15 protein-coding genes are annotated in these 25,031 nt (G+C 44.2%); 5 read left to right on the top strand and 10 right to left on the bottom strand.

The window, feature by feature from the left end:
* Positions 1–88 precede the first annotated feature (88 nt).
* On the top strand, positions 89–1,522 hold the full coding sequence (locus ONT19_RS08065) for a PepSY domain-containing protein (protein ID WP_264952765.1): 1,434 nt from the start codon (positions 89–91) through the stop codon (positions 1,520–1,522).
* Positions 1,523–1,663: 141 nt separating this feature from the next.
* Here ONT19_RS08065 and ONT19_RS08060 read toward each other — a convergent pair whose 3' ends face one another.
* Positions 1,664–3,493: a VapE domain-containing protein gene (locus tag ONT19_RS08060; RefSeq protein WP_228114621.1), complete on the bottom strand. Its 1,830-nt coding sequence runs from the start codon at positions 3,491–3,493 to the stop codon at positions 1,664–1,666.
* A 535-nt stretch (positions 3,494–4,028) separates the two neighbouring features.
* Between ONT19_RS08060 and ONT19_RS08055 the strand changes: the two genes are divergently transcribed.
* The 3 genes from ONT19_RS08055 to ONT19_RS08045 all read left to right on the top strand — a co-directional run bounded on the left by ONT19_RS08055 (position 4,029) and on the right by ONT19_RS08045 (position 6,962).
* Entirely contained in the window at positions 4,029–4,757 is a 729-nt protein-coding gene (locus ONT19_RS08055) for a restriction endonuclease subunit S (protein WP_264952766.1), read from the top strand.
* Between the two features lie 45 nt (positions 4,758–4,802).
* The gene (gene xerA, locus ONT19_RS08050) at positions 4,803–5,795 is read left to right on the top strand and encodes a site-specific tyrosine recombinase/integron integrase (RefSeq protein WP_228114619.1); all 993 of its coding nucleotides are present in this window, start codon (positions 4,803–4,805) and stop codon (positions 5,793–5,795) included.
* A gap of 63 nt (positions 5,796–5,858) precedes the next feature.
* Positions 5,859–6,962 (top strand): restriction endonuclease subunit S, encoded by a 1,104-nt coding sequence (locus tag ONT19_RS08045; RefSeq protein ID WP_264952767.1) that lies wholly within the window; start codon positions 5,859–5,861, stop codon positions 6,960–6,962.
* Here ONT19_RS08045 and ONT19_RS08040 read toward each other — a convergent pair.
* The 9 genes from ONT19_RS08040 to ONT19_RS08000 form a co-directional block, all read right to left on the bottom strand.
* Complete coding sequence (locus ONT19_RS08040) at positions 6,886–7,485, bottom strand: restriction endonuclease subunit S (RefSeq protein WP_217759420.1); 600 nt, start codon at positions 7,483–7,485, stop codon at positions 6,886–6,888. The two genes, ONT19_RS08045 and ONT19_RS08040, sit on opposite strands and share 77 nt — an antisense overlap.
* 10 nt (positions 7,486–7,495) lie before the next feature.
* The gene (locus tag ONT19_RS08035; RefSeq protein WP_153083475.1) at positions 7,496–8,614 is read right to left on the bottom strand and encodes a PDDEXK nuclease domain-containing protein; all 1,119 of its coding nucleotides are present in this window, start codon (positions 8,612–8,614) and stop codon (positions 7,496–7,498) included.
* Between the two features lie 4 nt (positions 8,615–8,618).
* The gene (locus ONT19_RS08030) at positions 8,619–10,283 is read right to left on the bottom strand and encodes an HsdM family class I SAM-dependent methyltransferase (protein WP_153083474.1); all 1,665 of its coding nucleotides are present in this window, start codon (positions 10,281–10,283) and stop codon (positions 8,619–8,621) included.
* 5 nt (positions 10,284–10,288) lie between these two features.
* On the bottom strand, positions 10,289–13,459 hold the full coding sequence (locus ONT19_RS08025; protein WP_153083473.1) for an HsdR family type I site-specific deoxyribonuclease: 3,171 nt from the start codon (positions 13,457–13,459) through the stop codon (positions 10,289–10,291).
* A gap of 11 nt (positions 13,460–13,470) precedes the next feature.
* Positions 13,471–13,668: a helix-turn-helix transcriptional regulator gene (locus tag ONT19_RS08020; protein ID WP_119228285.1), complete on the bottom strand. Its 198-nt coding sequence runs from the start codon at positions 13,666–13,668 to the stop codon at positions 13,471–13,473.
* 388 nt (positions 13,669–14,056) lie between these two features.
* A complete protein-coding gene (locus ONT19_RS08015; protein WP_264952768.1) occupies positions 14,057–14,569 on the bottom strand; it encodes a TlpA family protein disulfide reductase in 513 nt (170 codons plus the stop codon).
* Between the two features lie 211 nt (positions 14,570–14,780).
* Entirely contained in the window at positions 14,781–17,255 is a 2,475-nt protein-coding gene (locus tag ONT19_RS08010) for a glycoside hydrolase family 127 protein (RefSeq protein ID WP_264952771.1), read from the bottom strand.
* Between the two features lie 11 nt (positions 17,256–17,266).
* Entirely contained in the window at positions 17,267–19,711 is a 2,445-nt protein-coding gene (locus ONT19_RS08005) for a family 43 glycosylhydrolase (protein ID WP_264952772.1), read from the bottom strand.
* 27 nt (positions 19,712–19,738) lie between these two features.
* Entirely contained in the window at positions 19,739–21,724 is a 1,986-nt protein-coding gene (locus ONT19_RS08000) for a glycoside hydrolase family 97 protein (RefSeq protein WP_264952773.1), read from the bottom strand.
* A 278-nt stretch (positions 21,725–22,002) separates the two neighbouring features.
* Between ONT19_RS08000 and ONT19_RS07995 the strand changes: the two genes are divergently transcribed.
* Positions 22,003–24,903 (top strand): beta-L-arabinofuranosidase domain-containing protein, encoded by a 2,901-nt coding sequence (locus ONT19_RS07995; RefSeq protein ID WP_437183479.1) that lies wholly within the window; start codon positions 22,003–22,005, stop codon positions 24,901–24,903.
* Positions 24,904–25,031 lie beyond the last annotated feature (128 nt).

Here is a 25,031-nt window from a genome sequence, read left to right as displayed (position 1 = left end):
TCATTATCATTATTTTTAGGTATTGCATACCTTCTTAGAAATATGTACCTTTGCAGCCTGATTCAAGATAGTAATAATGATTATGAATATGCTAAATAAGAAAATAACTTGGAGAAAACAACATAAATGGTTAGGCATCGGTATGAGCTTTTTCATGCTGATGTTCTGCTTGTCGGGTATTTTGCTCAACCACCGTTCGCTTATCAAAGATGTGGACGTGAGCAGGAAATATCTGCCAAGTCGCTATGAATTCAAGAATTGGAATGGCGGGTTGCTGAGAGGAACGCTTGCTTTGGATGATGCCATATTGCTGTATGGAAACGGGGGAATCTGGCAAACGGATTCTACAGCATCCACATTCAGGGACTTTAATAAGGGGATTCCGGCAGGAGCAGACTGCCGACAGATAAGAAATGTTATCAGAACGGATGATGGTTCTGTCTGGTCGGTATCTCCATTTGCACTTTACCGGTTGGGGAGTCACAAAATATGGAAAAGCGTAACTCTTCCAACAGAGCTGGAAGAGAAGTTGAGCGACATTTCTGCTCATGGAGATACGCTTTTGGTTCTCAGCCGCTCCTATGCTTATGTTTCCTTGCCACCTTATCAGAACTTCCACCGGATAGAATTGCCTATGCCAAAGGAGTATGATGGGAAAGTTACAGTCTTTCGTACGATATGGCTGCTTCACAGTGGAGAGTTGTTTGGCAGCATTGGTAAACTCATCGTAGATGGCATTGCCATCATCCTGGTGTTGCTCTGCATCTCAGGTCTTATCTTCTGGTTAAAGCCTAAACAGAAGAGGTTGCTTCGCTTTTCGCTACAATGGCATGACAAAATAGGCCGATATACCATCATGCTTACTTTGTTGATAGCCCTGACAGGTTGGTGCCTTCGTCCACCTGTGATGATAGCCTTGGTGTTGAACAAGATGCCGTCTATTCCTGGGACGACGCTTCATAGTAAGAACCCTTGGAATGACAAACTCCGTGTGGTACGTTATGATGAAAAGTTCGGTGACTGGCTCTTGTCAACCTCGGATGGTTTCTTTTCCGTGAATTTCCAGACCGGAAAGTTGGAGTCCATCTCCAATACTCCACCAGTCAGTGTTATGGGATTGAATGTCCTTCAGCAAAGCAAAGATGGTAAATGGTATTGCGGTTCGTTTAGTGGTCTCTTTGTTTGGGATAGAGTAAAGGGGACAACCGTTGATTATTCTACCGGGAAAGCTGCTTTAAAGAACGCTGGCGCACCATTCGGAAAAAAAGCGATAGCAGGTATGAGCCAGGATTTCTCTGATACGCCTGTCATTGCTGAGTATAATGAAGGAACCGACTTTGCGCCACAACCCGCTTATATGAACCAACTGCCCATGTCATTATGGAATGTGGCTCTGGAGGCTCATAGCGGTAGAATCTTCATAGGTAGTATTGCTACATATATATTTATCTTCGTAATGGGAATACTTGCCGTATGGTGCCTTTGGTCTGGATATGTCATTAGACTGGTGAAGAAAAAATAAAAAAAGTTTGAATGCGTTGTTTTAATTGCCATATTGCCATGTTGTATGTGCAAATGGTTGATACTCAGCGTAAAAGTACGTATGGCAATTCTCGGAAAAGCGCCGGGAATTGCCATATATTGTTATAGTGAGAATTTAATGCTATTTTCGCCTAATAACCAGATACTCAGTACCTTTCATCGTTCTTTTCCTCTTTAGTCCATCGATGTTCTTCAGGCATCGACCGAACGAAAGAAGGCTTTTTGCTTCCAATGATGCCCCATATTTCGCCTTTAACTCGCTAAAAATGGCGGCGGCAGTCATGAAAGTACCCTCATTTTCGTCTTCTGTTGGCGTAAAACTCTCGCTGAAGCATTGCATGACTGGATCTATTTGCTGGTATCGCCTGTTGTTCTCCATGATGAGAGCCGTCTGTTCTGCATCAAAATAGGTCTTTTCTCCATTCCAGATTGCCTTTTCTGCTTGGGCAAAGAGTTGCTGATAGTTGGGGCGCACGCTTACATCAATAGGACCCGTCAGTTCGATACCGATGAATCGGCGGTTGCCGGAAGGATCGGTCAGGATGTCGTCCATATTGCTTGTGGCGATGAAGGAGGCGGTGCGGGGGAACTCCTGTACATGGCTGCCATAGGGTGGCTTGTATTTCACGTTTGGCAACTGGATGAGATTTTTCAGGAATCCCTGTTGTACCTTGGCTGAAATCTGGTTGAATTCATCCAGATTGATAAGTAGGCACTGGCTCATAGCCTGCAACACCTGTCTCTTCTCAGAGAGAATCAGATTATCGGTGTAGCCCCATTGCAGCTGGGGTGGAATCAGACGGCGGCAGAAAGTACTCTTGTTGTAGCCCTGTTTGGATATGAGCAGGGGAGCCACGCTGTTGCCATACTGTCTGCCGGTGCGGTTGTGCCATTGCTCCACCATGGCTAGAAACCAGGTGTAGAACCAGTCTTCCCAGTGCGGGTTGTTGGTAGGCACGGTACGTGCCAAGGCACGTATATGGTCCTTGCCGTCCCAGTTGTCATAACAGATGAACAGAAATTCCTCTACGGGATTATAGTTCTTGATGAAATTGGATTCCAGGAAATTTCTAACGTCCTTGATGCTGACGTTGATACCTGCCAGTTGCACTTCTAGTGTCAGACTCTTCTGTACTCTCGGTTCCACGGCTTGAAATCCAATCCATTCCTTGTCCTTCGGTACATATTCGGTATATTTCATCACCATGTTGTATCTCAGGTCATACTTCTCGTTCAGATATTTCATCATCTTCTCGATGTTCTCTTTCGAGCCTTTCATGCCTTTTTCTTTCTTGTCAGTCGGGTCGCTTTTAGCCTCAGGTATGGATGGGGTTGGTTCCTGAAGCATCAGTTTCTCGTCTACTTTCAAGGCGACAGCCTGAGGATTATAATAGGGTTGGGTATCGAGCGTAAGGAGGAAATAGCTTCTTATCGAAGGCTTTTGGCTGGCTATCTCGGCATGGATGACAGACTGGTAGATGGGCAGGATGTGTCGGTATGCACTTTGGTAGAGTCGGTCGGCATGTTCTTCATCTGTAGGCAGTTCACCCTTTTCATCGGAGAATTTCACCAGTATTTCCACGCTTCTGCCATCGGCTCCGGTCACGGCAATGAGGGTGGAGGGGAGAAAGGCAGCTTGTTTCTTCACGAGCTGGACGTCTTCAGGTTTCAGTATATTCCTGAACGATAGGAGCAAGAGGCCGTTGAATGCCTTCATCCTGAGATTCCCGTTCTCATCTTTCTGAAACTCGGCGGCAGGGTATACCCGGTGCCAGGTGGGCATGTCTTTATACCCATCGTAACCGAAATTCATGGAAGGAACCATATCTCTGAATTTCTGGATGGTAAACTTGGAATCATCTTTGAGCATACGCTCCAAAAGGTGTCCGATACTTCTGTTGGTAACGCAAAGCTGGTGTTGCCGGTTGGTTCTGATGACTGTTATTTTCATCTGTCCTGTTATTAAAGTTATTTCTTTTTCGAGTGAGGCTTACGTAATGTTTGAGTAGGCTTACTTGGGGGTTCAAAAGAGGCTCACTTGGACTTCGGAAAGCATTACTTGCTAAGCCAGGATGTATCTGAAACTGCGTCGCGACGTATCTGATGCTGCGTCGTGACGCAGTTGTTGTTACGTCGCGATGTATCAGATGCTACGTCGGGACGTAATTTCTTCCGCATCGATGGCGAAGTTACGAAAAAAGATTGAAATCCCCAAGCATTGAACCGAAAAAATGCTTTTTTGCTCAATACTTTCTGTGTTTTTCTCAAAAAATGCCTCAAAAACGCCCGAATATGGCAGATAACCCCTAAAAATAAAGAATTGCCATACACCTAACAGCTTTGTAATCAGAGAGATTACTAGCTGATATGGCAATATGGCAATTCTTGAAAGAAAAATATTTAAAAAGAAGCAAATTGTGGAACCCTAATTTTCTTTAAAGTATCTGGCTTAATCTTTCTAATTCATAAATGATAATTTAGAGGCGATGGCAAAGCAACTCTACGACTATTGGTTTGTACAGTTTGACTTCCCGAATGAGGATGGCAAGCCGTATAAATCAAGTGGCGGAGCTATGACCTATAATGAACGCCTCAAAAGAGAAATTCCTATTGGTTGGGAAGTTGAAAATCTAATCGATTTTGCAGAAATAAAGAATGGTGCGACACCTTCAACAGCCGTCGAAGCAAATTATGGTGGTGATATAGTTTGGATAACTCAAAAGGATTTGTCTGACCAACAATCAAAGTTTGTGTATCAAGGTGAACGCAATATAACAAAGCAAGGTTTTGATTCTTGTAGTACAAGTATACTGCCAACAAATTCTGTACTTATGTCAAGTCGTGCTCCAATCGGTCTAGTTTCTATTGCAAAGCATGAAGTCTGTACAAATCAAGGTTTCAAGAGCTTTATTCCTAAGAGTATAAGTGATTCTATATATTTATACTACTACATAAACCACCATATCAAACAAATAGAACAATTAGGAACAGGTACGACTTTCAAAGAAGTTTCAAGGGATGATCTCTGCAAGTTTCCAATTCTTACTATTGGTGCAAAAAACATCTATGTGCAATGGATAGAATTACAAAATGGAATAGCAGACAAACAGCTTGCTCTTACAAAAGAAATTGCAGCTCTAACTAAGCAGCGAGACGAACTCTTGCCTCTCCTGATGAATGGTCAGGCAACGGTAAATTATCATTTATTGCAATAATCCGTCTATTACCTTATATTATATGTAGAAACAAGAAATAAAATTATGAAGAAAGAATTGATAAAAAATGTATTAGATGGTATGCGTAGTGTATTGTCTGAGGAGCACTTGAAGCTATTGCATGACACAATGGAAGTGGCTTTGGAGAATTTTGATGTTTGCCTGAAGTTGTCTGATGGTGAAAACCGTGAAAAGGAGAATGCGGAGTTGCTTGATGTGTTCATTTCTGCAAAGAAAATAGAGGGATGCTCTGACAAGACGATTCACTATTATAAGTCTTCTATAGAGAAGTTGATGGCGGCAGTAAGCAAAAAAGTGCAGGAAATAACGACTAATGATATTCGATGCTATCTTGCTGAACAACAAGAAAATCATCACCTTAGCAAGGTGACGATCGATAATTTGCGACGCATATTTTCCAGCTTCTTCTCATGGTTGGAGGATGAGGACTATATCGTGAAAAGTCCTGTGCGAAGAATACATAAGGTTCGTACTGATACTTTGGTAAAGGAGGTGCTTTCAGATGAAAGTATGGAAATACTACGTGATAGTTGCCAAGAATTGCGTGACATCGCTATGATAGATTTGCTTGCCAGTACAGGTATGCGTGTTGGTGAGTTGGTAAAGATGAATCGTGAGGATATTGATTTTCACGAACGTCAATGTGTTGTGTTTGGTAAAGGAAACAAAGAGCGAGAAGTTTATTTCAATGCTCGAACTAAGATTCACCTAAAGAAATACTTAGATGAGCGAACTGATGACAATCCTGCTTTGTTTGTAAGTCTTGCCAAGCCGCATACTCGTCTTACGATCAGTGGCGTAGAAGTTCGCTTGCGCAATTTAGGAAAGCGAGCTTCTCTTAGCAAGGTTCATCCCCACAAGTTTAGAAGAACATTGGCCACCATGGCCATAGATAAGGGTATGCCAATAGAGCAAGTACAAAAGTTACTTGGACATGTAAAAATAGACACGACCTTGCATTATGCAATGGTAAATCAGGCAAATGTGAAGATGGCACATCGAAAATATCTTAATTAAGGTTTAGAAAATCGATATCCTGCTTGATTTTGATTATCTTTGTAATCTAAATTGTAGCAGAATATGAAAGAATATAAGTTGTCTCAATTATTAGAGATAAAGAATGGTAAAGATCATAAGGAACTGCCAGATGGGGAATATCCTGTATTTGGTAGTGGGGGAGTTATGCGCTTTGTAAACGAGTATCTTTATGATAAACCAAGTATATTGTTACCTCGTAAAGGGTCTTTGGATAATATTCAGTATTGCGATGTTCCTTTTTGGACAGTTGATACATTATATTATACCGTTGTGAATGAAGAACTAGCTAATCCATATTTCTTGTATCGATACTTGAAACTATTGGATTTGAGCCGCTTGGATTCTGGTACTGGTGTCCCAAGCATGACTTTTGATAGTTACTATGGCATAAAAGTTATGTTGCCAAAAATCGAAGAACAAAAGCGTATAGCTTCTGTTCTTCAAAAACTTGATGCCAAAATTAAACTCAATTGTCAGATAAATGATAATTTAGAGGCGATGGCAAAGCAGCTCTACGACTACTGGTTCGTGCAGTTTGACTTTCCTAATGAGGAGGGCAAGCCGTATAAATCGAGTGGTGGAGCTATGGTGTGGAATGATAAGTTGAAACGTGAGATACCGAAAGAGTGGATGGCATCAAACTATACTGATTTGTTTACCATAGGTAATGGGCAAACAATGCCACAAAATGAAGGATTGGTTCCTGCATATGGTGGTAATGGTATAGTTAAAATGGTAGAGATAAGCAATTATCCAGCTTGCATAATAATTGGTCGTGTTGGTGCAAATTGTGGAAGCATACATTATAGTAAAGTTCCTTGTTGGGTGAGTGACAATGCGATATCTATATGTTCTAAAAATGATGATTGGCAACCTTTCTTATTTTATTCATTGAAATTATACAACTTGTCAAAAAATAAAGGAGGGTCATCCCAACCTCTGATAACACATGAGGCATTAAAACATTTGTACTTTCCTATGTCGGAAAAACATATCAATCAGTTTTGTCATATAGTTAATGAATTACAAGATTTAATATATTCTAACCAACAAGAGATATTAAAACTTACTAAGCAGCGCGACGAACTCTTGCCTCTCTTAATGAATGGTCAGGCAACGGTAAATTATCATTTATCAGATGATTAGTTTCAATTTTTTTATCAATCAGTTGCAGGGCATGAGAAATTTTTCTCTGCTCTGTAATTGAAGGAAGGCTTATTTGTATGTTGCATATGTCAAATATGTTTATACTAGACTGGTTGATGGCATCTTTACGAATGCTATCAATTGCTTTTTTGAAATGTGATGTTTTGAATAAATAAGATGCAAAAACAGGATCTAAAAATTGTTCATTCGTCTTAATCCTCAAGACATTCATTCCATGAATAATTTGTTCATTTCCTTTCTTTCTATAAAGCACGGTTCTTCCAAGAAAGGCACGGCTATTGATGTGTGACATAATCAAGTCCTTGTCTTCTAAGATATATCGTTTGTAAGGTGTTGTGTCGAAAATGTCAGCATGGCCTAACTTGTCACGATTAAATTTGCCATGAGATAAGGTTTCTATGCGAGTTATAGGGAAACCTTTGGCTTCTTTTCTTTGTTTGATGATAGCGCCATTTTCTATTAAAGAAAAGCAGGTGCCAAGTTTGTATGTTTTATATTCCATTATATTCTTGTTATACGTTATCAATATTTCTTTCTAACTCTTCTATTTGTGGCAGTGCAGAAGCAACATCAGCAAACAGTTTCTCTGTCTCATATTGGGCAATGCCCATTGGTTGGGTAATTCCACGAAGTGAGAATTCTGCTTTCTTGTCACTTTTACTACGGCAGAGGAGAAGACCGATAGTTGGCTTGTCTTCTGGCGACTTGACAGAATCATCTACAGCTGAGATGTAGAAGTTGAGTTTGCTGACAAATTCTGGCTTAAACTCTACGGCTTTCAATTCTACAACTACGTAGCAATGGAGCTTTAGATGGTACATCAACAAGTCTATGTAGTAATCATCACCATCAACGGTAATGTGATATTGCCTACCTATATATGCAAAGCCACGCCCCATCTCAAGTAGAAAGTCTGTTATCTTACTAGTCAAGGACTTCTCTATATCGAGTTCATTCTGTAGGGCAACCGTCCCCAAGAAACTAAAATTATACGGATCCTTGAAAATGTACTTTGCTAAATCAGATTGTGGTGGAGGTAATGTCTGTTCAAAGTTGTTGATAGCATGCCCTTTTGCATAGATGTAACCATTGTCAATCTGCATGAGCATGACATCACGGCTCCAGCCATTTTGTGCCGTTTCTGTAATATAATAGGCGCGCTCCGTATCGTCTTTCACTTTTGAAAGAAGCGAAATATGGTGATACCAGGTAATTTGTGCAAGTGGCACTTGCACAAATTCTTTGTTGGCTTTTTCTAATTTGGCAAGTGCCACTTGCCAAATTGTTGATTCCTTAAATTTTGCAAGTGGCACTTGTAAAAAAGGAAAGTCTGGGTATTCTGAGGCAAATCTTTTCATATTTCGTAGATTGCGCTCTGAGTATCCTCTGTCACCAGGGTAGCATAAGCTTAAATCTTTTGATAATTGGGAAATGATCTGCTTTCCCCAACCCAGTTTCTCCTGTTTGTCAAGAATTTGCTTGCCAATACTCCAGTACAGCGACAACATACCTTGATTTACATTGATTGCTGTTTGCAGTTTTGCTGTGTCAATCAATGCCTCAATGTCTTTGCGCCATAGGTCATAGCCATTAGGCAACAATCCGTTGTTCTGTTTTGTTGTCTCATTCATAATGTTATTCTTTTCCAATTTGACTATTGAAGCTAAGGTTACCCAATTGCTCCAGAATCTCTTTCTCTAAACGATGGCTTTCCTCAAATTGTTGTACAAGAGTACTCTTATAATTGCTCATTCGCTTATTAAACTCCTCCTCTGTAATGTCAACATAATCAATCTTGATATCGAAATATTGACCTGCAGAGAGGCTGTAACCTTTTTCCTTTATTTCATCATAAGTTACTGAAACAGAAAAATCATCTACAGTTTCCTTGTTTTGGAATGTATTGACAATCTTGTCTATCTCAAAGTCACGTAAGCGTCTTTTCTGATTGTTTCCCTCTTTGTATTCTTCACCAAGTTTGCTGGCATCAATTAAGATAACCTTGTCTGAACTTGCAGACTTATCAAAGAAGATGACAGATACATTAGTACCTGTTGTCGCAAAGACATTGCTTGGCATGGAAACAACGCCATAAACCCATTTCTCGTCAACGATACGCTGTAAGATTCGTTTTTCTACACCACTCTTGGAGGTGATGAATCCTGTTGGAATAACAATAGCTGCTTTTCCTGTAGTTTTTAGAGAGTTGAGTACATGCTGGATAAAGCAGGTGTATATAGCCATCTTTGGTTTCATCGGATCTACTTTCTTCACAGAATTTGGCACACCTGCCCAAAAACGAATGGTGTCGGATGCCAATGTGTCTCGATACTCAGGAAAATCAAGCTTGAAAGGAGGATTGCTGACGATGAAATCAAACTTCTTTAACGTACCATTGTTCTCTTTGTGAGACGGCTCTGTGAGTGTGTTTCCTTGTACAACATTTGGTAAAGATGCCGCAAAGTTGTTGAGGATGAGATTGAGGCGAAGCATCTCTGAGGACTTTTCAGAGATGTCTTGTGAGAAAATAGAACATCTATCTTCACCGATTTGATGGGCAAGTGCCATAAGTAAAGTTCCTGTACCCGCTGATGGATCGTAACAAGTCATACCACGCAAGTCCGAATTGTCGCCAACTAATAGACGAGCCATGACTTGTGCTATGGCACGAGGTGTGTAGTATTCGGCATACTTTCCACCACCTGCATTGTTGAAGCCTTTTAGTAAGTGCTCAAAAATGCGAGAGAAGAAATCATACTTTTCATCGAATACATCCTCAAAATTGAAAGATGCCACGTTACGCATCAATGACTTTGCAAACTCGTCACGTTTCTGCGTGTCAGTTACAAAAGTTGTCAGTGGAAAGAATATATTAACTTTGCTCTTTCCTGAAGTCGTTACAGAGAATGTATCAGCATTAAGAGAGGCTATATCTACTAATGTCGCATCGAGTATAGTCGAGAAATCTCCTTTTGTCGCAGAGTTATACAAGTGTGAGAGTGTGTGCTCCGGTTTCAAAAGAGGAACTGAAGCTGGCAAGTAGCTGAAAAGATCTTCAACTTCTTCTTCTGTGAATTTGTCATATTCTGCATCCCATTTCTCTGCCTTGGACAAACGTTCTCCATATATTTGGTCACGTTTAGCCTCGTAACCAAATTTGTCATTGAAAAACTTATAAAGGAACATTTCTGTGACGATTTTATACTCGCTACCTGTTCCTGCCAAACCGAAAGCACCAGTAGTACTTTTCAGTGAGTCGATGAGGGCTATGGTTGCCTCTGATATATTGATATTGCTCATGCTCGTTAATATGCGTAATTATGTTGTTGTAAATATTCTGATGTAATCAGATTGTTAATATATTTTCTGTCCTTGATGTCTGCTCGAATATTCATACTAAGCAGTTCTTTGCCAATGATTGCCAATACATCTTTTTGGAAAGCTGGCTCGTTGTCAAGAATGTTGATGTCAAGATATAGCATTCTATCTATACCATCTTTCATCTTGGAGAGATTCTCTGCTATTTCGTATTCTTGGGCAGAAATGATAGGACGTTCACGTTTCTTGTTTTGCTCTTCTATACGTTTGTGGATACGTACAAATCGTTCGTCACCTTTATATTTTCTTTTTAGCATATTATTGCGACGGTTGATTTCACGTATTTTCTTCATCACTTCGTCCATGTATTGAATACTGGCTTTAGCCTCTTCTGTGCTTTGTGGCACAAAACCTTTCTTGCGAAAATACTCTCGAAACTCGTCTGCGAGAATAACGTATTTTTCTTCTTTTGTATCGAAGTTTGCTTCAAACTCTGCTTGTACACGTTCGCATCGTTCACGAATGTCGTTCACAATAATACGCAATTCCTCAGAGACACCTTTCTTAAATTCAAATTCCAATTCAGACAATGCAACGTTGATAATACCTGCTACATCAGACTTGTGTTCAGTGTTTTCTAACAAGTTAATGCGTTCGATGCGATGACTCACCTCTGTTATGAGAGTAGAAATGGTTCCCATAGGCAATGATTCCAACTTCTTCTTGGTCTCTTCATCGCCAAATGAGCGCACTTGGTTGACTATAGCTTTTGCTTCAGATAGTGTGTTGCGCAATTCATACAAGCTATCCTTGTTGTCAATTTCGTCTATCTCCTTTCGGAACTCTTCCATATTGTCAGTTGTAAAGTTGAAGAGGACATTCTTTACTTGCTTGATTTTTGATTCCACTTCATCCTTGCTTACCAATATCTCATTACCAATGTTTCTGGTACGAGTATTCCCTGAGTCATCAGTTGTACGATTTAATTCTCTCAGATAGCGATCGTTTGTTGCATCGAAATTCTCTTTGATGTTGACGAAGTCAACGACATATCCATATTTGAAGTCTCTATATGGTCGATTGACACGTGTCAGTGCTTGCAACAAGTCATGACCGTCTAATGAACGGCCAAGATAGAGCTTTTTTAATCTTGGTGCATCGAATCCTGTAAGCAACATCTTGTTAACAATGAGGACATCTACTTCTTGTAGTTTTTTGAATCCCTCAATATATTCTTTACGTTCTTCCTTGTCGCCTTCATCATGTAAAATCAAGGATGCGGAAAGAGGCTTGTAGTCGTTGCGGAATTGCATAGGGTCTGCAGCTATGCCAAGCATCTCTTCATTTTGCTTGTTGATTTTTAATGCGAATCCAAATCGTTCTTGCCAAAGACGATATAGCTCTCTGGCTTGTGGATTGGTCTTGCAGACAATCATTGCACCAACGGAGTAGTCGTTTTGCTCTTTGCGGAATCTACGGAAGTCGGAAATGATATAGTCGAGTAGCGCATTCAGATAACTATCATCCTCAATTATCTTATTTCTGTCAATATCGGATTTTTTGACCTGAATATCTCCTGCTAATTTGTCGAGAATATTTTCAATTTTCTCCTTGTAGATAGTTTCCACAGGTTCACGCATCAGCTTGCATGTGTAACCATCTGCAATAGACTTGTCATAATAATAGGTATGTATGTAATCACCAAAGACTCTCCAAGACTCTCGCTCTTCTTTTAATAATGGTGTTCCCGTTAGAGCAATCTTAACCGCATTCTTGTCGGCTTCCAAGAGATTAGCCAAGAAGCTACCTTGTGGATTATAGCCACGATGAGCCTCGTCAATGAAGAAAATACGCTGCAGCTGGGTGCTGTAGCTATCATCGACATTGACTTTTGTCTTATCTTCTTTGAATTTTTGGATGTTGACAACCATTATCTCTAATTTTCCCTCATTGTTATGGGTTATGGAACGACTGGATATGTCTTTCATCAACTCATCACGGCTCTTAGCGTTATGAACGACAAGACCACGAGCCGCAAATTCGTCTGTGGCTTGTTCCATCAAATCAATTCTATCAACTATAAAGTAGAATTTAGCTACAACATCACGTTTGGCGAAATAGTCGGTGAGACTTTTAACGCTGTAATATGCAAGTGCCGTTTTTCCACTTCCTTGTGTATGCCATATAATGCCGCTTTTCACTCCATTTGTTAGAGTTCTGCGTATGGCGAATGAAGCAAACAATTGCTGATAGCGCATGACATGCTTTTGAAGTTCGGTTCCTTGTGTGTTGTCGTCAAGCTCTATCTTTCGCTCAACATAGGCAAATCCATAGCGAAGTAAGAAAAGAAAGCGTTCCTTGCTTAACATAGAAGTTAATATGCGATTAGTTGGGGTATCAATAGCTTTGTTGGTCTGATACTCTTGTAGGTTCTTGATTACAATACAGTTACGATGCTTTAGTACTTTGTATTCTGTATCGTCATCAAGATCTTTATATGGATAACTACTTACATATTGCTTATCTTCCTCGCGAAAGACGTTGAAGAACGCTTTTGTCTTTGCTGTACAGCAATAGAATGCACCTTGGATAGGTACTCTGCTCTCATTATCGTATTCTTGGTTGTTGGAGAATATCATCAATTGAGTAAGATTGAAGAAACGGCGAAAGCATGATTTGCTCATCCTTTTGTTTATTCGTTCTCTTTCTGCCAATATTCCTTCATGGTTGTTTGGCTTTTTAACCTCTATAAAAGCAAGTGGAAGTCCGTTTACGAAGCAAGTGATGTCTGGGCGAAATTCATCCTCTGTGTCTTCATTCTCACATGTGAATTCTGTAGTAACATGCCAATCATTATTGTCGGGATTCTCAAAATCAATTAGTTTGATGCCGCTATTGGCAGATAGCAATTGGTAGAATTCTCGTCCTAAATCATCATTGTTTGACATGTTGACAATCTTTGAAAATAGCATGGATGCATCAGAACTGGACATATTGGGATTTAGACGTTTTACTGCATTGAGAAAAACGTCTATCAAAATGTTTGTTTTTGTGTCATAAGCACAGATGTTGTCCAAGTATATATATCCCAATTTGCATAGATGAAGTGCTGCTGGAACTTGTACTCTTGTATTTTCATTAAAGTTAGAATTGCCCATATTCTTCTAATTTAGTCGAAATTAATAATTTCACTGACACTCACGTTTAATAACTCTGAAATCTTTTTCAGAGTCAGCAAGTCTGGTTGTGTGGTGTTTGTACACCACTTAGAGACAGTAGTTTGGTTTACCCCCAATTGTTCTGCCAACCATTTGTTGGTCTTTTTGTTTTTGACTAAGACCAATTTCAATTGATTTAAATCTTCCATTTCATCAATTTATTGATTTTAATGCAAATATAATGATTTATTTTGAGAAAGATGTCGTGTTTGATGATTCTTTAACAAGATATAACTAATTGACGATACTATAGATGAGTAAGAATGCACTTCTGTAAATAAAATTACTAAAGGATGATGTTCCAGTCCTAAAGGGACGGAAGAATACAATTACAAATAATGAACGCTTTATGATTCAGTACGTATTAACAGAGAACAGCACTGAGCACCACGACATAGCATTGCTCGAATAGAAACAGTTCTAGGTAGTAAACTCATCGAGGGCGCATCATGGACTTGTGACACACCCTCTCATAAAAAAGCTTGACGCATTGAAACTGTGCCTCAAACTTTTTCTGTATACCAGATTCTTATGACTTTACTTCTTTGGGAAGATTTCCGCCAGCTTCTTTGCTATGCGCTCAGCGAGTATGGTGGTATAAACTACCTTGCCCTCTGGGTTGATGAGATACATGGTAGGGAGCCATGAAATCTTGTAATCCTTGGAAATCTGGGTTTCTTTCCACTTCTTGAACTCGCTGTACTGCTTCCATTCCACACCGTTTGCCTGAGTGTAGTTGTTGAGCTTCTGCTTGTCGGTATCCATTGATATGCCGATAAACTTAACACGAGTGCCGTACTTCTGATACATCTCCTTGACGGTAGGAATCTCTCTGCGGCAGTCAGGACACCAGGTAGCCCAGAAGTCCAATACCGTCCATGTTCCCTTTTTCAGGGCAGGGAATGCTGGAGCCTCGGTTCCTATAGCTAGGAGATTTTTGGCATAGAGTACATCCACATCCTGTGGGTTCTGGGCTGTTGCGTTGCCCTGAGCACTGGATCCGATGACCGACGCTGCCATAAGGAGCAAAGAGAATATTGCCTTTTTCATTTTTCTTTGTATTTTAAAATTCCGAATGCAAAGATACGGATATTTTTCGAAAAATGATATTAGAAGGATGAAAAAATGCCGGGCGCATCTTGAAAAAGATGGCTCGGCATTTTTTTTGAGGGAAGGTCTCCAGCTCTTGGTGGGGTTCAAGCGATGGAATCGCTTGGAATGGGGGCTGGCTTTCTTCTTAGTTTCTTAGCTTTTTGCTTTCTTATTTTACGCTCCACTCGAAAAGACCGCAGGAATGGGTTTCTGGCTGCTTCAGCTCGAGCTTCACAGCCTTGGTCTTCACTGGGTCGAAATTCACGATGCAGGCTACACCTCGCTTGCATGGATAAGCATCGGCTCCTGGAACTTCCTTCCAGTTGCCTGCCTCGTCCTGATAGTAGAGCTTCCAGCTGTCTGGCACCTTGCAACCGCCCCATGGCTGGTCGTCGTACCAATATACGGTGCTGGTCTTGATTTCCTTGCTCTCAGGGAAGGTGTAGGTAATCCACTCTGTGGTGTTCTTCTTTGGCCACCAGTGGATGTATGGGATAGAACGGTCGTTCTCATCGGCAGGAACCAGTCCGTCGGTAATGCTGCTCTTTGCTGGCACTGGAGAAGAGAATTCTACCTTAGCCTGTGCGGCGAGAGTTGCAGGAGCTGATGGCTTGGCTGCCTTGACATCCTGTGGCAACCATACCTTCATGTTGCCGTTGCCACGATGAGCCCAGGCGAAGTATGGGATGAGGGTCAGGGTCTGGTCCTTGGTACTCAGCTTGCCGCTCTTGTCGTAGGCGAGAGTCTGCACATTCTCGGTCAAGGTCTCCATGTTCTGACCCTTGTAGAGTGTCAGTACATTCTTATATTTTGGGTCGATGAAACCATCGTACGAGAGCTTGCCCTCAGCGAACTGAGGTTCGCGGTTCTCCAGAATGCTCATGATATCGAAGCCCTGGTTGTCTGGCCACTCTGCGCAATATACGATAGGACCACGCTCGATGCTGATGCAGCCACGGTCTGCCTCTACCTTGTTGTTGGCACGTACGGTGCGTGCCTCCATATCGAAGTGAACGCGAACCACATCGCCCTTCTTCCACTTGCGGTTGATGGTATAATAGCCATCCTCTGTTACCTTAGCCTCTACCTTCTTTCCGTTTACGGTGATGGTATAGCCCAGTCGCTTGCCGTCGCTGTAGTAGTAAAGGTCTGATGGTACTGGCTGACCCTTTACCCAGCCCGGGATGCGGATCTTCATACCGAACTGACCTGCCTTGTTGTCATCCACCTTGATGGCGATGTCGCCGTTCCAAGGGTACTGTGTATCCTGACTCAAAGCCACCTTCTTGCCAGCTACTTTCAGAGAAGAAGAGTTGCTGAGGAAGAGGTTGACATATACATTCTTATCCTTTACGGCATATACATAGCCCGGGAGGGATGGCAGGAAACGGCAGATGTTGCTAGGGCAGCAGGCACAGCCGAACCAAGCCTGTCGCTGATGCTGACCCATACTCTCCAATGGGTTAGGGTAGAAGAAGCCGCCGCCGTCCATGCTCACACCACTGATGAGACCATTGTAGAGGGTGCGCTCCAATACATCATAATACTTGCTTTCGCCATGGAGGAGGAAGAGTCGGTAGTTGACATAAACATTACCGATAGCTGCGCAGGTTTCGCAGTAGGCACTCATGTTAGGCAACTCGTAGTTCTTGCCGAAAGCCTCGCCGTTGTTGGTGGCTCCGATACCTCCGGTGATGTAGAGCTTCTTGCTCACGATGTTGTCCCAGATGCGGTCGATGGCGTGGATATAGGCAGTATCGCCGGTGAGGGCTGCTACATCTGCCATGCCGGCATACATATAGGTGGCACGAACGGCATGACCTACAGCCTCGTCCTGTTCCAAAACCGGTTTGTGGCTCTGAGAGTATTCCTGTTTGATAGATGTCTTGCCACGATAGTCGAGGAAGAACTTAGCCTCTTCGAGATATTTCTTGTTGCCGGTAGCGAGATAGAGCTTGCAGAGCGCCATTTCGGCAATCTGATGTCCCGGTACCACGCAAGCCTGTCCTGGGTTAGGACCTACTTCGCGAACCACGCAGTCGGCATAGCGGATAGCGATGTCGAGGAACTTGCGGCTACCTGTAGCCTGCCAGTGAGCCACGGCACCTTCTACCATGTGACCGAGGTTGTAGAGCTCGTGGCTCAGATCCTCTTCCTTGCTCCAGCGCTTGTCGCCAGCCCAGAAATGAGGATGCTTCGGATTCTGTGTACGTGCGGTATAGAGATATCCGTCAGCCTCCTGAGCCGGAGCGATGATATCGAGCACGCTATCGATATAAGCCTTGAGTTTCTTGTCTGGATAGGTCTGTAGCACGTAGCTGGCACCCTCGATGGTCTTGTATGGGTCGGTGTCGTCGAAGCTGTAGGGCATCAGTTTGCCCACATCATAGGTGTCGCTGGGATGAGCTGCGCGTTCAAAGTTCTTGTATCTTCCCTCTGATTCGCATTTGCTGAAAGCCAGCGGGATGGTTACCTTGCGAGAGGTCTCGATACGCTGTCCCCAGAACGTATTGTTCCAAACCTTTACTGATGTGAAAGGCACCGGAGTGATAGGATAACCACTCGAGCTCTTGTTCACTTTCTGTGCCGAGGCAGGCATCAATGCCAATGCTGCCAAGGCTGATGTTACTAAAATCTTCTTCATGTATTGCTAGTTTATTTTTTGTAAGGAATGTATTCATCCCAGAGTTTCAATGAGTGCAGATAGCCTGAGAAAGGCCATGCCTCTTCGGCATTCTTGCCCAGAAGCATAAACTGCGATGGCTTGACGAGGAGCTGGATATCCTTCTGGCTGATGAGCTTGTCGTTGATGTAGATGCTTTCGATTCTGCCATCGAAGCAGACATATACGTGCTGCCACTTGCCTTCCAGGGTCTTCATCTCCTTGTAGCCGGCATCCTCATACCATCCGTAGTGGTTCATCACACCGCAGCGTGGTTCTGTGCCGTTTACCAGCATCAGCTTTTCCAGTTCATCGTGAGAAGAGGTGAAATCGGCTACGCATTCATTCTCGGCAATCTCCGGATTCAGAATCCATGCCTCGATGGTATATGGAGCGTTGTCGCGGATAGTGGCTGGGAGCATGAAGTTGCTTCTGTAACTCTCCTTGCCGGTAAAGGCGAATGCCTTTTTGCCCTCTATGGTCTTGATGATGGCTGCTGTATCGTGCTGCGTCTCGAACTCGCCCTTGAGGTGAATATTCAGCGGGCTGCCGTTCTTGATGTAAGGCACGGTATCGCCCTCGTTGTAGTAGTCAGCGCTGATATCTACCACCAGTCCCTGACTATTCTTGTCGGTTACTGCCTCACGCACGATGCAGCTCTGGGCATCGAAAGCCTTTTCTGCCGCCTCCTGTTCCCAGTTATAATAACGGAGATTGGTGAGGGTAAATTGCTTTTCGCCTGCACTAATTTCCAGTTTTCCTTCAGAAAGATTCAGTCGAGGATCGTTTTCATCTATCTGATGCCAGCTTCCGTTGTCGAAAGCTTGGGCGGTGAGGGTATGCTTGCGTGTCTTGCCGAGCTGTGGATGAGTCATCACTAGCTGGGCACCCGGTTGCAGGGTGATGGCATCTTTGCCTGCCATGCGCTCTCTGAGGGCGGTGCCCTGAAGGAGCGAGAACTTGCCGGCAAGCATTCCCTCGTTGTTATGCCAGATTGTGCCATCGAAGTCGGCTGCTGTCAGACCGAGCCACTGCTGTGGGGCTGAATCTTCTACGGAACCGTAAACCTTGATGTTCCAGATGGCGCCACCGAAACCATTCTTCTGACCGCCGGTATAGGTGAGGCGGATGTACTGTGCCTTGGCATTTCCAAAATCTACCATCGGCGAACCTGCCAGACGGTTCTGTCGCTTGTCGGAGAAGGTCTGCCAGTGCTTGCCGTCATTGGATGTCTCGATGAGATACTGATAGAACTGTGTTCCGTATTCAAACTGAGTCCAGATGCTCTTGATGCTCTGCTTCTTGCCCAGGTCGAGCTGGATCCAGGCTGGTCCGGTGGTGCGAGGGCGCCAGAGTGTGCCGTTGTTGTCATCAACCGCATATTCCGGACGGAAATCGTTGTCGTAGTAGGAAGAGGCGGTAACCTTGGCGCCGAATGCGAGGTTCTTTGCCACCTTCATTTCCGGTTTCAGATCGAGACCTTCGTGGGTTGGAATGACCTCCTTGATGGTACCGTCTGTATTGAATTCGAGTTTATCGATTGCCACCTGACGATGGAATCCACGGTTGGAATGTGGATTGTCGTGGCGATGATATACGATGTAGTAGTTGTCGCCTTCCTGCAGTACGCTGTTGTGTCCCGGACCATGAACGGTTCCGTCGGCATTGGTCTTGAGGATAGTGCCATGGTAGGTATAAGGACCGAGCGGACTCTTGGCTGTAGCGTAATCTACGCGGTAGCTGGCATCTTCGCAATGCTCGCAGGAGTAGAGGAAGTAGTAGATGCCGTTGCGCTTGAAGACGAAAGGAGCCTCAAAGAAGTGAGTAACCTCGGTATTCGGGATGAGCTTGGTTTCGCTGAATGATTTCATGTCAGGATTCAGCTTGCCTGCTCCGCAACCGAAGCCCTTGTAGATGCCCCAGGTGCCCCAATACATATAGACCGAACCATCATCATCTCGGAAGGTCTGACCATCCAGGGTGATGGCATTCTTTACGAATCTATCCGGTACGAGCACGGCTTCGCTCTCGTCCAGCACATTCTTCCAAGGACCGCGAGGTGTATCGCCCACACCCAGATGGAGCTTGCAAGGCTGGCAGTAGAGATAGTAATACTTGCCGTCGGCTTCGTTCTGCATTACATCCGGTGCCCAGATCCAGTGGCTGTCCGGCCAGTTCATCGGCATCAGGGTCCAGTTCTTGAAATCCTTGCTACACCAGAGCTGTGCCGGTCCGAAACCGGCTCCGCTACCATCGGTAGTAGCATATATATAATAGGTGTCACCAAACTTCTTGATGGTTGGGTCGGCAAAATAACCAGGCAGGATAGGGTTGCCGGCTCCCGGAGTGTTGTAAGCAGCTTTCTGGGCAGCCCCCGTTTGAGGTACTGCCGCAGCTGCTGTTACGAATAGTGTTACAATTATATTTTTACTAACCATATGAACTTCTTTTTTCTAAATGCTTTTTTATTTCTTGATAACCTTGATGACGAATCCACCGCCCGAAGCAAGATGGATTTTCATTTCAGAATTTTGATGGATGTCGTATTTCTCTATTTTGTAATCCTCGGCATCGTGGTTGGCATTGATGCCATCCTTCAATACGATTGCTTCGTAATCTCCATCCGCGAGGAAATCAAACTTCAGGGTGAGCGTGCGCTCATCCCAGTTGCTCTGACCGCCAACATACCAGTCGTTGCCCTTCTTTCTGGCGGTAACGATATACTTTCCGATTTCGCCCTGTGGCACGATGGTCTTGTCGAAGACTACAGGCAATGAAGCAATGTATCGGGTGTATGGCTCATCAGCCTCATAGTTGGTAGGGGTGTCGGCGAGCATCGTAAACGGACTGTCCTGTACGATGTAGCAGGCAGCCTGGTGGCATCGGGTTCCCATCGAAATCGGTTTGGTGTAGATAGCCTTCCAGTTGTCTCGGGTTCCGTTTCTCGTCGCTCCCGGTGTGAAATCCACCTGTCCTGCCATCATTCTGATGTATGGGAAGGTGACATCATAGAGTGGCATATCATTCTTGGCTTCCGTCCAGCGGCACTCTTCCATACCAAAAACACTCTCGTAGTTGAGGATGTTAGGATAGGTGCGGTTCAGACCTACCGGTTTGTAGATGCCGTGCAGGTCGAGGATGAGATGATGCTTGGCTGTGCAGGCAGCCAGGCGTTCCACCATTTCGATGGCAGTCTGGTCGTCGCGGTCCATAAAATCCACCTTGAATCCCTTGATGCCCATATCAGCATAGGTCTTGCAGATGGTTTCCAGGTTCTCGTCCATCACGTTGAAGACTGCCCAAAGCACGATATCCACGCCCTTGCTCTTACCATATTCTATGAGCTTAGGCAACTGGATATCGTCTATTGGTTTCAGAATGCTTCCCTCTTTCGAGTTGTACCATCCTTCATCAAGGATGATGTATTCCAAGCCGTGATTATGAGCAAAATCTATGTAATATTTGTAAGTATCGAAATTGATGCCTGCCTTGAAATCCACACCTTTCAGATTCCAGTCGTTCCACCAGTCCCAGGCCACCTTGCCCGGTTTGATCCAGGAAGTATCGCCTATTTTGTTGGGAGCAGCCAGGGCGTACACCAGATTGTTGGTTGGCATCTGAGTATCGTGCTCTGTGATGGCGAAGATGCGCCAAGGATAATTGCGTTTGCCGGTGCTGGTTGCGATGTAATCGCAGGTGCTCTTTACGTGGCTCATGTGTCGCCAAGGGTAGTAAGCCATCTCCTTAGGGTAGGGAGCAAAGGCGGCTCTCAGAATTCCCTTCTCTTTATCTTGTTCGCTGCTGTTAGCCTTCAGCCACATGCCCGGATACTTCTCCAGGTCGCTCTCCAGGATAGTGACTTTCGCCTTTCCGCAATCTATGGTAGCTGGCAGGAAGGCTAAATCCTGCTTAGCGGTATCGAGCCGTGTTTCGTGATAGATATTCTGGAAAGCCATGGCAAAAGGCTTTTCTGGAGTCGTGGTGTATGGCAACCATGCCTTCTTGTCCTTGCCAAACTGGTAGGCGGCGGTTTCATTCAGTATGATGGTCTTGCCTTTTCGCTGGGTATAGAATCGGTAAGCCACTCCCTCATCGTAAGCTCTCAGGATGATGCCGAAACCATTCTTCAGTTTCAGATTCAGTTCCTGATATGCTGTTTCAAAGTTTTGCTGACGATAGAATGGAGCATGGATGGTTTCCTTATGGTTGCTAAGCTTGTGGCTTGCTACCTTAGGATTCTTACCCATGTCCGTTCCATCGTTCAGCGTTACACCTATTGAAGACTCCTGTAAAAGAATGGAGCCATTGTATTTAAATTGAAGAGAGAGAGACTTGTTGGTGTTGAGTTCTGCTACGATTTTACCATCTGGTGATTTCACCAGATAGTTCTCTGCCGATACTGTTGCCCCTATATATAATAAGGTGGCGATGAAAAAGAGTTTCTTAACCATAACTTTCTAGGTTTATTGTTGTTTTGTCCGTTTTGTTGTTCGCTTGGTGGCAATGCCTGTATTACCGGATTACCACAAGTTTTTATTTCTGCTGCAAATTTACGAATAGAATTGTTTATGTAATGCAAAGAAAGTCCAAAATGATGAAAATATCGTATCACAAGTATCCTGTTAGACGATAATTGTATCTTTATGTACGATAATTTTAGGACTTCGTTGATTTTTTCTGTTATTTTGCAGCCAGAAAAATAAATGAAACAATAATAAACCTAGAAGATATGGATTTAAAGCAGTTTACATTATTGATAGGTGTAGCCAGTTTGCCATCCATGACAACGGCAGCCACTGTTTATCGCACCATCTCTAAGGTGGAGGCAATATCAGTAGATTGTCCGGTGGGCACAGTTCCCCGACTTCCTAATCTCGTATGGGTAACCTATTCTGATGGTTATTCAGAGTATCGCCAGGTGCGCTGGGCTAACGCTCCGCTTGCTGATGAGCAGGCTGAGGCTGATGCGCAGAAACATCCTGTCGGGAGCCAATATGAGATAGGTGGTTTTGTGATTGGTGATGAGACTACCGACAATGGTTATCCTGTCAAGGCACAAATCAAGGTGGTGGCTGAAGGCTATCAGACTCCAGGAAAGGAAGTGGCTCATACCTTCTCGCTCGCTGATGTGAGCATAGATGGTGACAACCGACTCACCCACAACCGCGATGAGGCTATCCGTGAGATTTGTTCCTGGGATGTTACCCAACAACTCTACAATTATCGCGATACCTACGGACTCAGTACCGAGGGCTATACTAAGAGCGATGGCTGGGATTCGCCGGATACCAAGCTCAAGGGTCATGGTTCTGGTCACTATATGTCGGCAATCGCACAGGCATACGCTGTGGCAACCAATCCTGAACAGAAGGCAATCCTCCGCAAGAACATCACCCGAATGGTGAATGAGTTGCGGGAGTGTCAGGAGAAGACCTTCGTATATAATAAGGAACTGAAGCGCAACTGGGAGGCTCGTGATTTCGCTCCTGAGGCAGAACTCAGAGAGATGAAGGGCACCTGGGCTGCTTTTGATGAGTATAAGAAGCACCCTGAACTTTATGGCTACGGCTATATCAACGCCATTCCGGCTCAGCATTGTGCTCTGATTGAAATGTATCGTGCTTACAACAACTCCGATTGGGTTTGGGCACCTTATTATAGTGTACACAAGCAACTTGCCGGTCTGATAGATATCGCTACCTACTTTGATGATAAGGAAATCTGCGATAAGGCTCTCCTCATCGCCAAGGATATGGGACTCTGGGTATGGAACCGCATGCACTACCGCACTTATGTAAAGCAGGACGGCACTCAGGATGAACGCAGAGCCAAGCCGGGCAACCGCTACGAGATGTGGGACATGTACATAGCCGGTGAGGTGGGAGGTATGAGCGAATCGCTCTCCCGTCTTTCAGAGATGGTTTCCAATCTGGATGAAAAGGCAAAACTCCTCGAGGCAGCCAACTGTTTCGACGCACCTAAGTTCTATGATCCGCTGAGTAAGAACATCGATGATATCCGTACCCGCCATGCTAACCAGCATATTCCGATGATTATCGGAGCGCTGCGCAGCTACAAGAGCAATCAAAAGCCATACTATTACAATCTGGCTGAGAACTTCTGGAGACTGGTGCAGGGGAGATACATGTATGCGATGGGTGGTGTAGGAAATGGAGAGATGTTCCGCCAGCCATATACCCAGATTCTGAGTATGGCAACCAATGGACTGCAGGAAGGCGAATCGGAGGCTTATCCGGATATCAACGAAACCTGCTGCGCGTATAACCTCGTCAAGTTGAGCAAGGATTTGAACTGTTATAACCCTGATAATGCGCAGTATCTCGACTATATCGAGCGTACGCTGTACAATCAGATTATCGGTTCGCTCAATCCGGACCAGTATCAGACCTGCTATCAGTATGCGGTAGGATTGAATGCCACCAAGCCGTTCGGCAACGAGACTCCTCAGAGCACCTGCTGTGGCGGTACAGGTTCTGAAAACCATACCAAGTACCAGCAGTCGGCTTATTTTGCCAACAATCATACCCTCTGGGTAGGTCTCTATATGCCAACCACCCTCCACTGGAAGGAGAAGGGGGTGACCATCAAGCAGGATTGCCTATGGCCGGCACAGCATTCAGCCATCAAGATTACGGAAGGCGAGGGCGATTTCACCCTGAAACTCCGTGTGCCATATTGGGCTACGCAAGGTTTCTCCATCAAGGTGAACGGCAAGGAGGTGGCAAAGAGCTATCAGCCTAGCACCTATGTAGAACTGGAGCAGAAGCATTGGAAGGCGGGCGATGTCGTAGAAATCGACATGCCATTCAGCAAGCATATCGAATATGGTGCCGACAAGCTTTCGAGTGATGTGGCAAGTCTGGACGGTACTCCGCTGAAGACATCCTGGGTAGGAACCCTGATGTACGGACCATTGGTGATGGCGGGCACAGGCGCACAGACCTGGAATCAGGCTACGCTGAACATCGACTCCCGATTAAGTAATATCACCGTGGGCGAATCGAACGGCGTGACCACAGGCGCAGGAGCCAATCTCCTTACCCTGAAACTGGATGGCAAGGAATTCCAGCCCGATTATTACCGCAACGCTAACAGTACCCACTACTACCGCATCAACTTGACCGATGCCAAGAGCAAGAAGAGCAAGAAGGTGAAGATAGATTTCACCGAATTGAATTCTCTCCTGAATCTTGCCGCAGAGCGTAAGGCTGACCAGGAGAAGTGGAATGCCCTCTCTCAGAAGGTTCCGGAGTATGCTCCATGGGCACCGTTCGGCTACGAGCGCATGCAGAAGGTAATGGCTCAGGCACAGGAGCTGGTGGCAAAGGGCAAGAAGAAGGTAACCCAGGATGAACTGGAAGGTACTACTGCCATTCTGAACCGTGCCATCAACACGATGCGCCCTGGCAATCTTGCCGAGATGGAAGACCTCCGGGAACTCTCCGGTCTGCTTCGACGTGCCGGCTGGCCTGATGAAAATACCAGCGCAGAACTAAAAGATGCCATCAGTTATGGCAGAATGGTTCAGAAATACGTAACCGACGGAAGTGGAACCCACGACATGATTCATGCCGCTGTGGAAAAACTGAAGAAGGCGATGAAACAATAAAGACATAGAAACAACAAAACAATAAAACATTAAAGACAACAAAGACATCATTTAGAATAAACAACATTTAAGTGTAACAAAATCGGCTTAAAAGACGAAAATATCGTCTAAATCGCCAGATTTGGACG

The sequence above is a fragment of the Segatella copri genome, from assembly GCF_026015625.1.
In the GTDB taxonomy this organism is placed as follows: Bacteria; Bacteroidota; Bacteroidia; order Bacteroidales; family Bacteroidaceae; genus Prevotella; species Prevotella copri_H.
This window is presented reverse-complemented; position numbering and strand designations above follow the sequence as displayed.

Excerpts from the sequence above, each read along its gene's own strand:
- ONT19_RS08065 (WP_264952765.1), top strand. The coding sequence starts at position 89 with ATGCTAAATAAGAAAATAACTTGGAGAAAACAACATAAATGGTTAGGC.
- ONT19_RS08060 (WP_228114621.1), bottom strand. The coding sequence starts at position 3,493 with ATGAAAATAACAGTCATCAGAACCAACCGGCAACACCAGCTTTGCGTT.
- ONT19_RS08055 (WP_264952766.1), top strand. The coding sequence starts at position 4,029 with ATGGCAAAGCAACTCTACGACTATTGGTTTGTACAGTTTGACTTCCCG.
- xerA (WP_228114619.1), top strand. The coding sequence starts at position 4,803 with ATGAAGAAAGAATTGATAAAAAATGTATTAGATGGTATGCGTAGTGTA.
- ONT19_RS08045 (WP_264952767.1), top strand. The coding sequence starts at position 5,859 with ATGAAAGAATATAAGTTGTCTCAATTATTAGAGATAAAGAATGGTAAA.
- ONT19_RS08040 (WP_217759420.1), bottom strand. The coding sequence starts at position 7,485 with ATGGAATATAAAACATACAAACTTGGCACCTGCTTTTCTTTAATAGAA.
- ONT19_RS08035 (WP_153083475.1), bottom strand. The coding sequence starts at position 8,614 with ATGAATGAGACAACAAAACAGAACAACGGATTGTTGCCTAATGGCTAT.
- ONT19_RS08030 (WP_153083474.1), bottom strand. The coding sequence starts at position 10,283 with ATGAGCAATATCAATATATCAGAGGCAACCATAGCCCTCATCGACTCA.
- ONT19_RS08025 (WP_153083473.1), bottom strand. The coding sequence starts at position 13,459 with ATGGGCAATTCTAACTTTAATGAAAATACAAGAGTACAAGTTCCAGCA.
- ONT19_RS08020 (WP_119228285.1), bottom strand. The coding sequence starts at position 13,668 with ATGGAAGATTTAAATCAATTGAAATTGGTCTTAGTCAAAAACAAAAAG.
- ONT19_RS08015 (WP_264952768.1), bottom strand. The coding sequence starts at position 14,569 with ATGAAAAAGGCAATATTCTCTTTGCTCCTTATGGCAGCGTCGGTCATC.
- ONT19_RS08010 (WP_264952771.1), bottom strand. The coding sequence starts at position 17,255 with ATGAAGAAGATTTTAGTAACATCAGCCTTGGCAGCATTGGCATTGATG.
- ONT19_RS08005 (WP_264952772.1), bottom strand. The coding sequence starts at position 19,711 with ATGGTTAGTAAAAATATAATTGTAACACTATTCGTAACAGCAGCTGCG.
- ONT19_RS08000 (WP_264952773.1), bottom strand. The coding sequence starts at position 21,724 with ATGGTTAAGAAACTCTTTTTCATCGCCACCTTATTATATATAGGGGCA.
- ONT19_RS07995 (WP_437183479.1), top strand. The coding sequence starts at position 22,003 with ATGGATTTAAAGCAGTTTACATTATTGATAGGTGTAGCCAGTTTGCCA.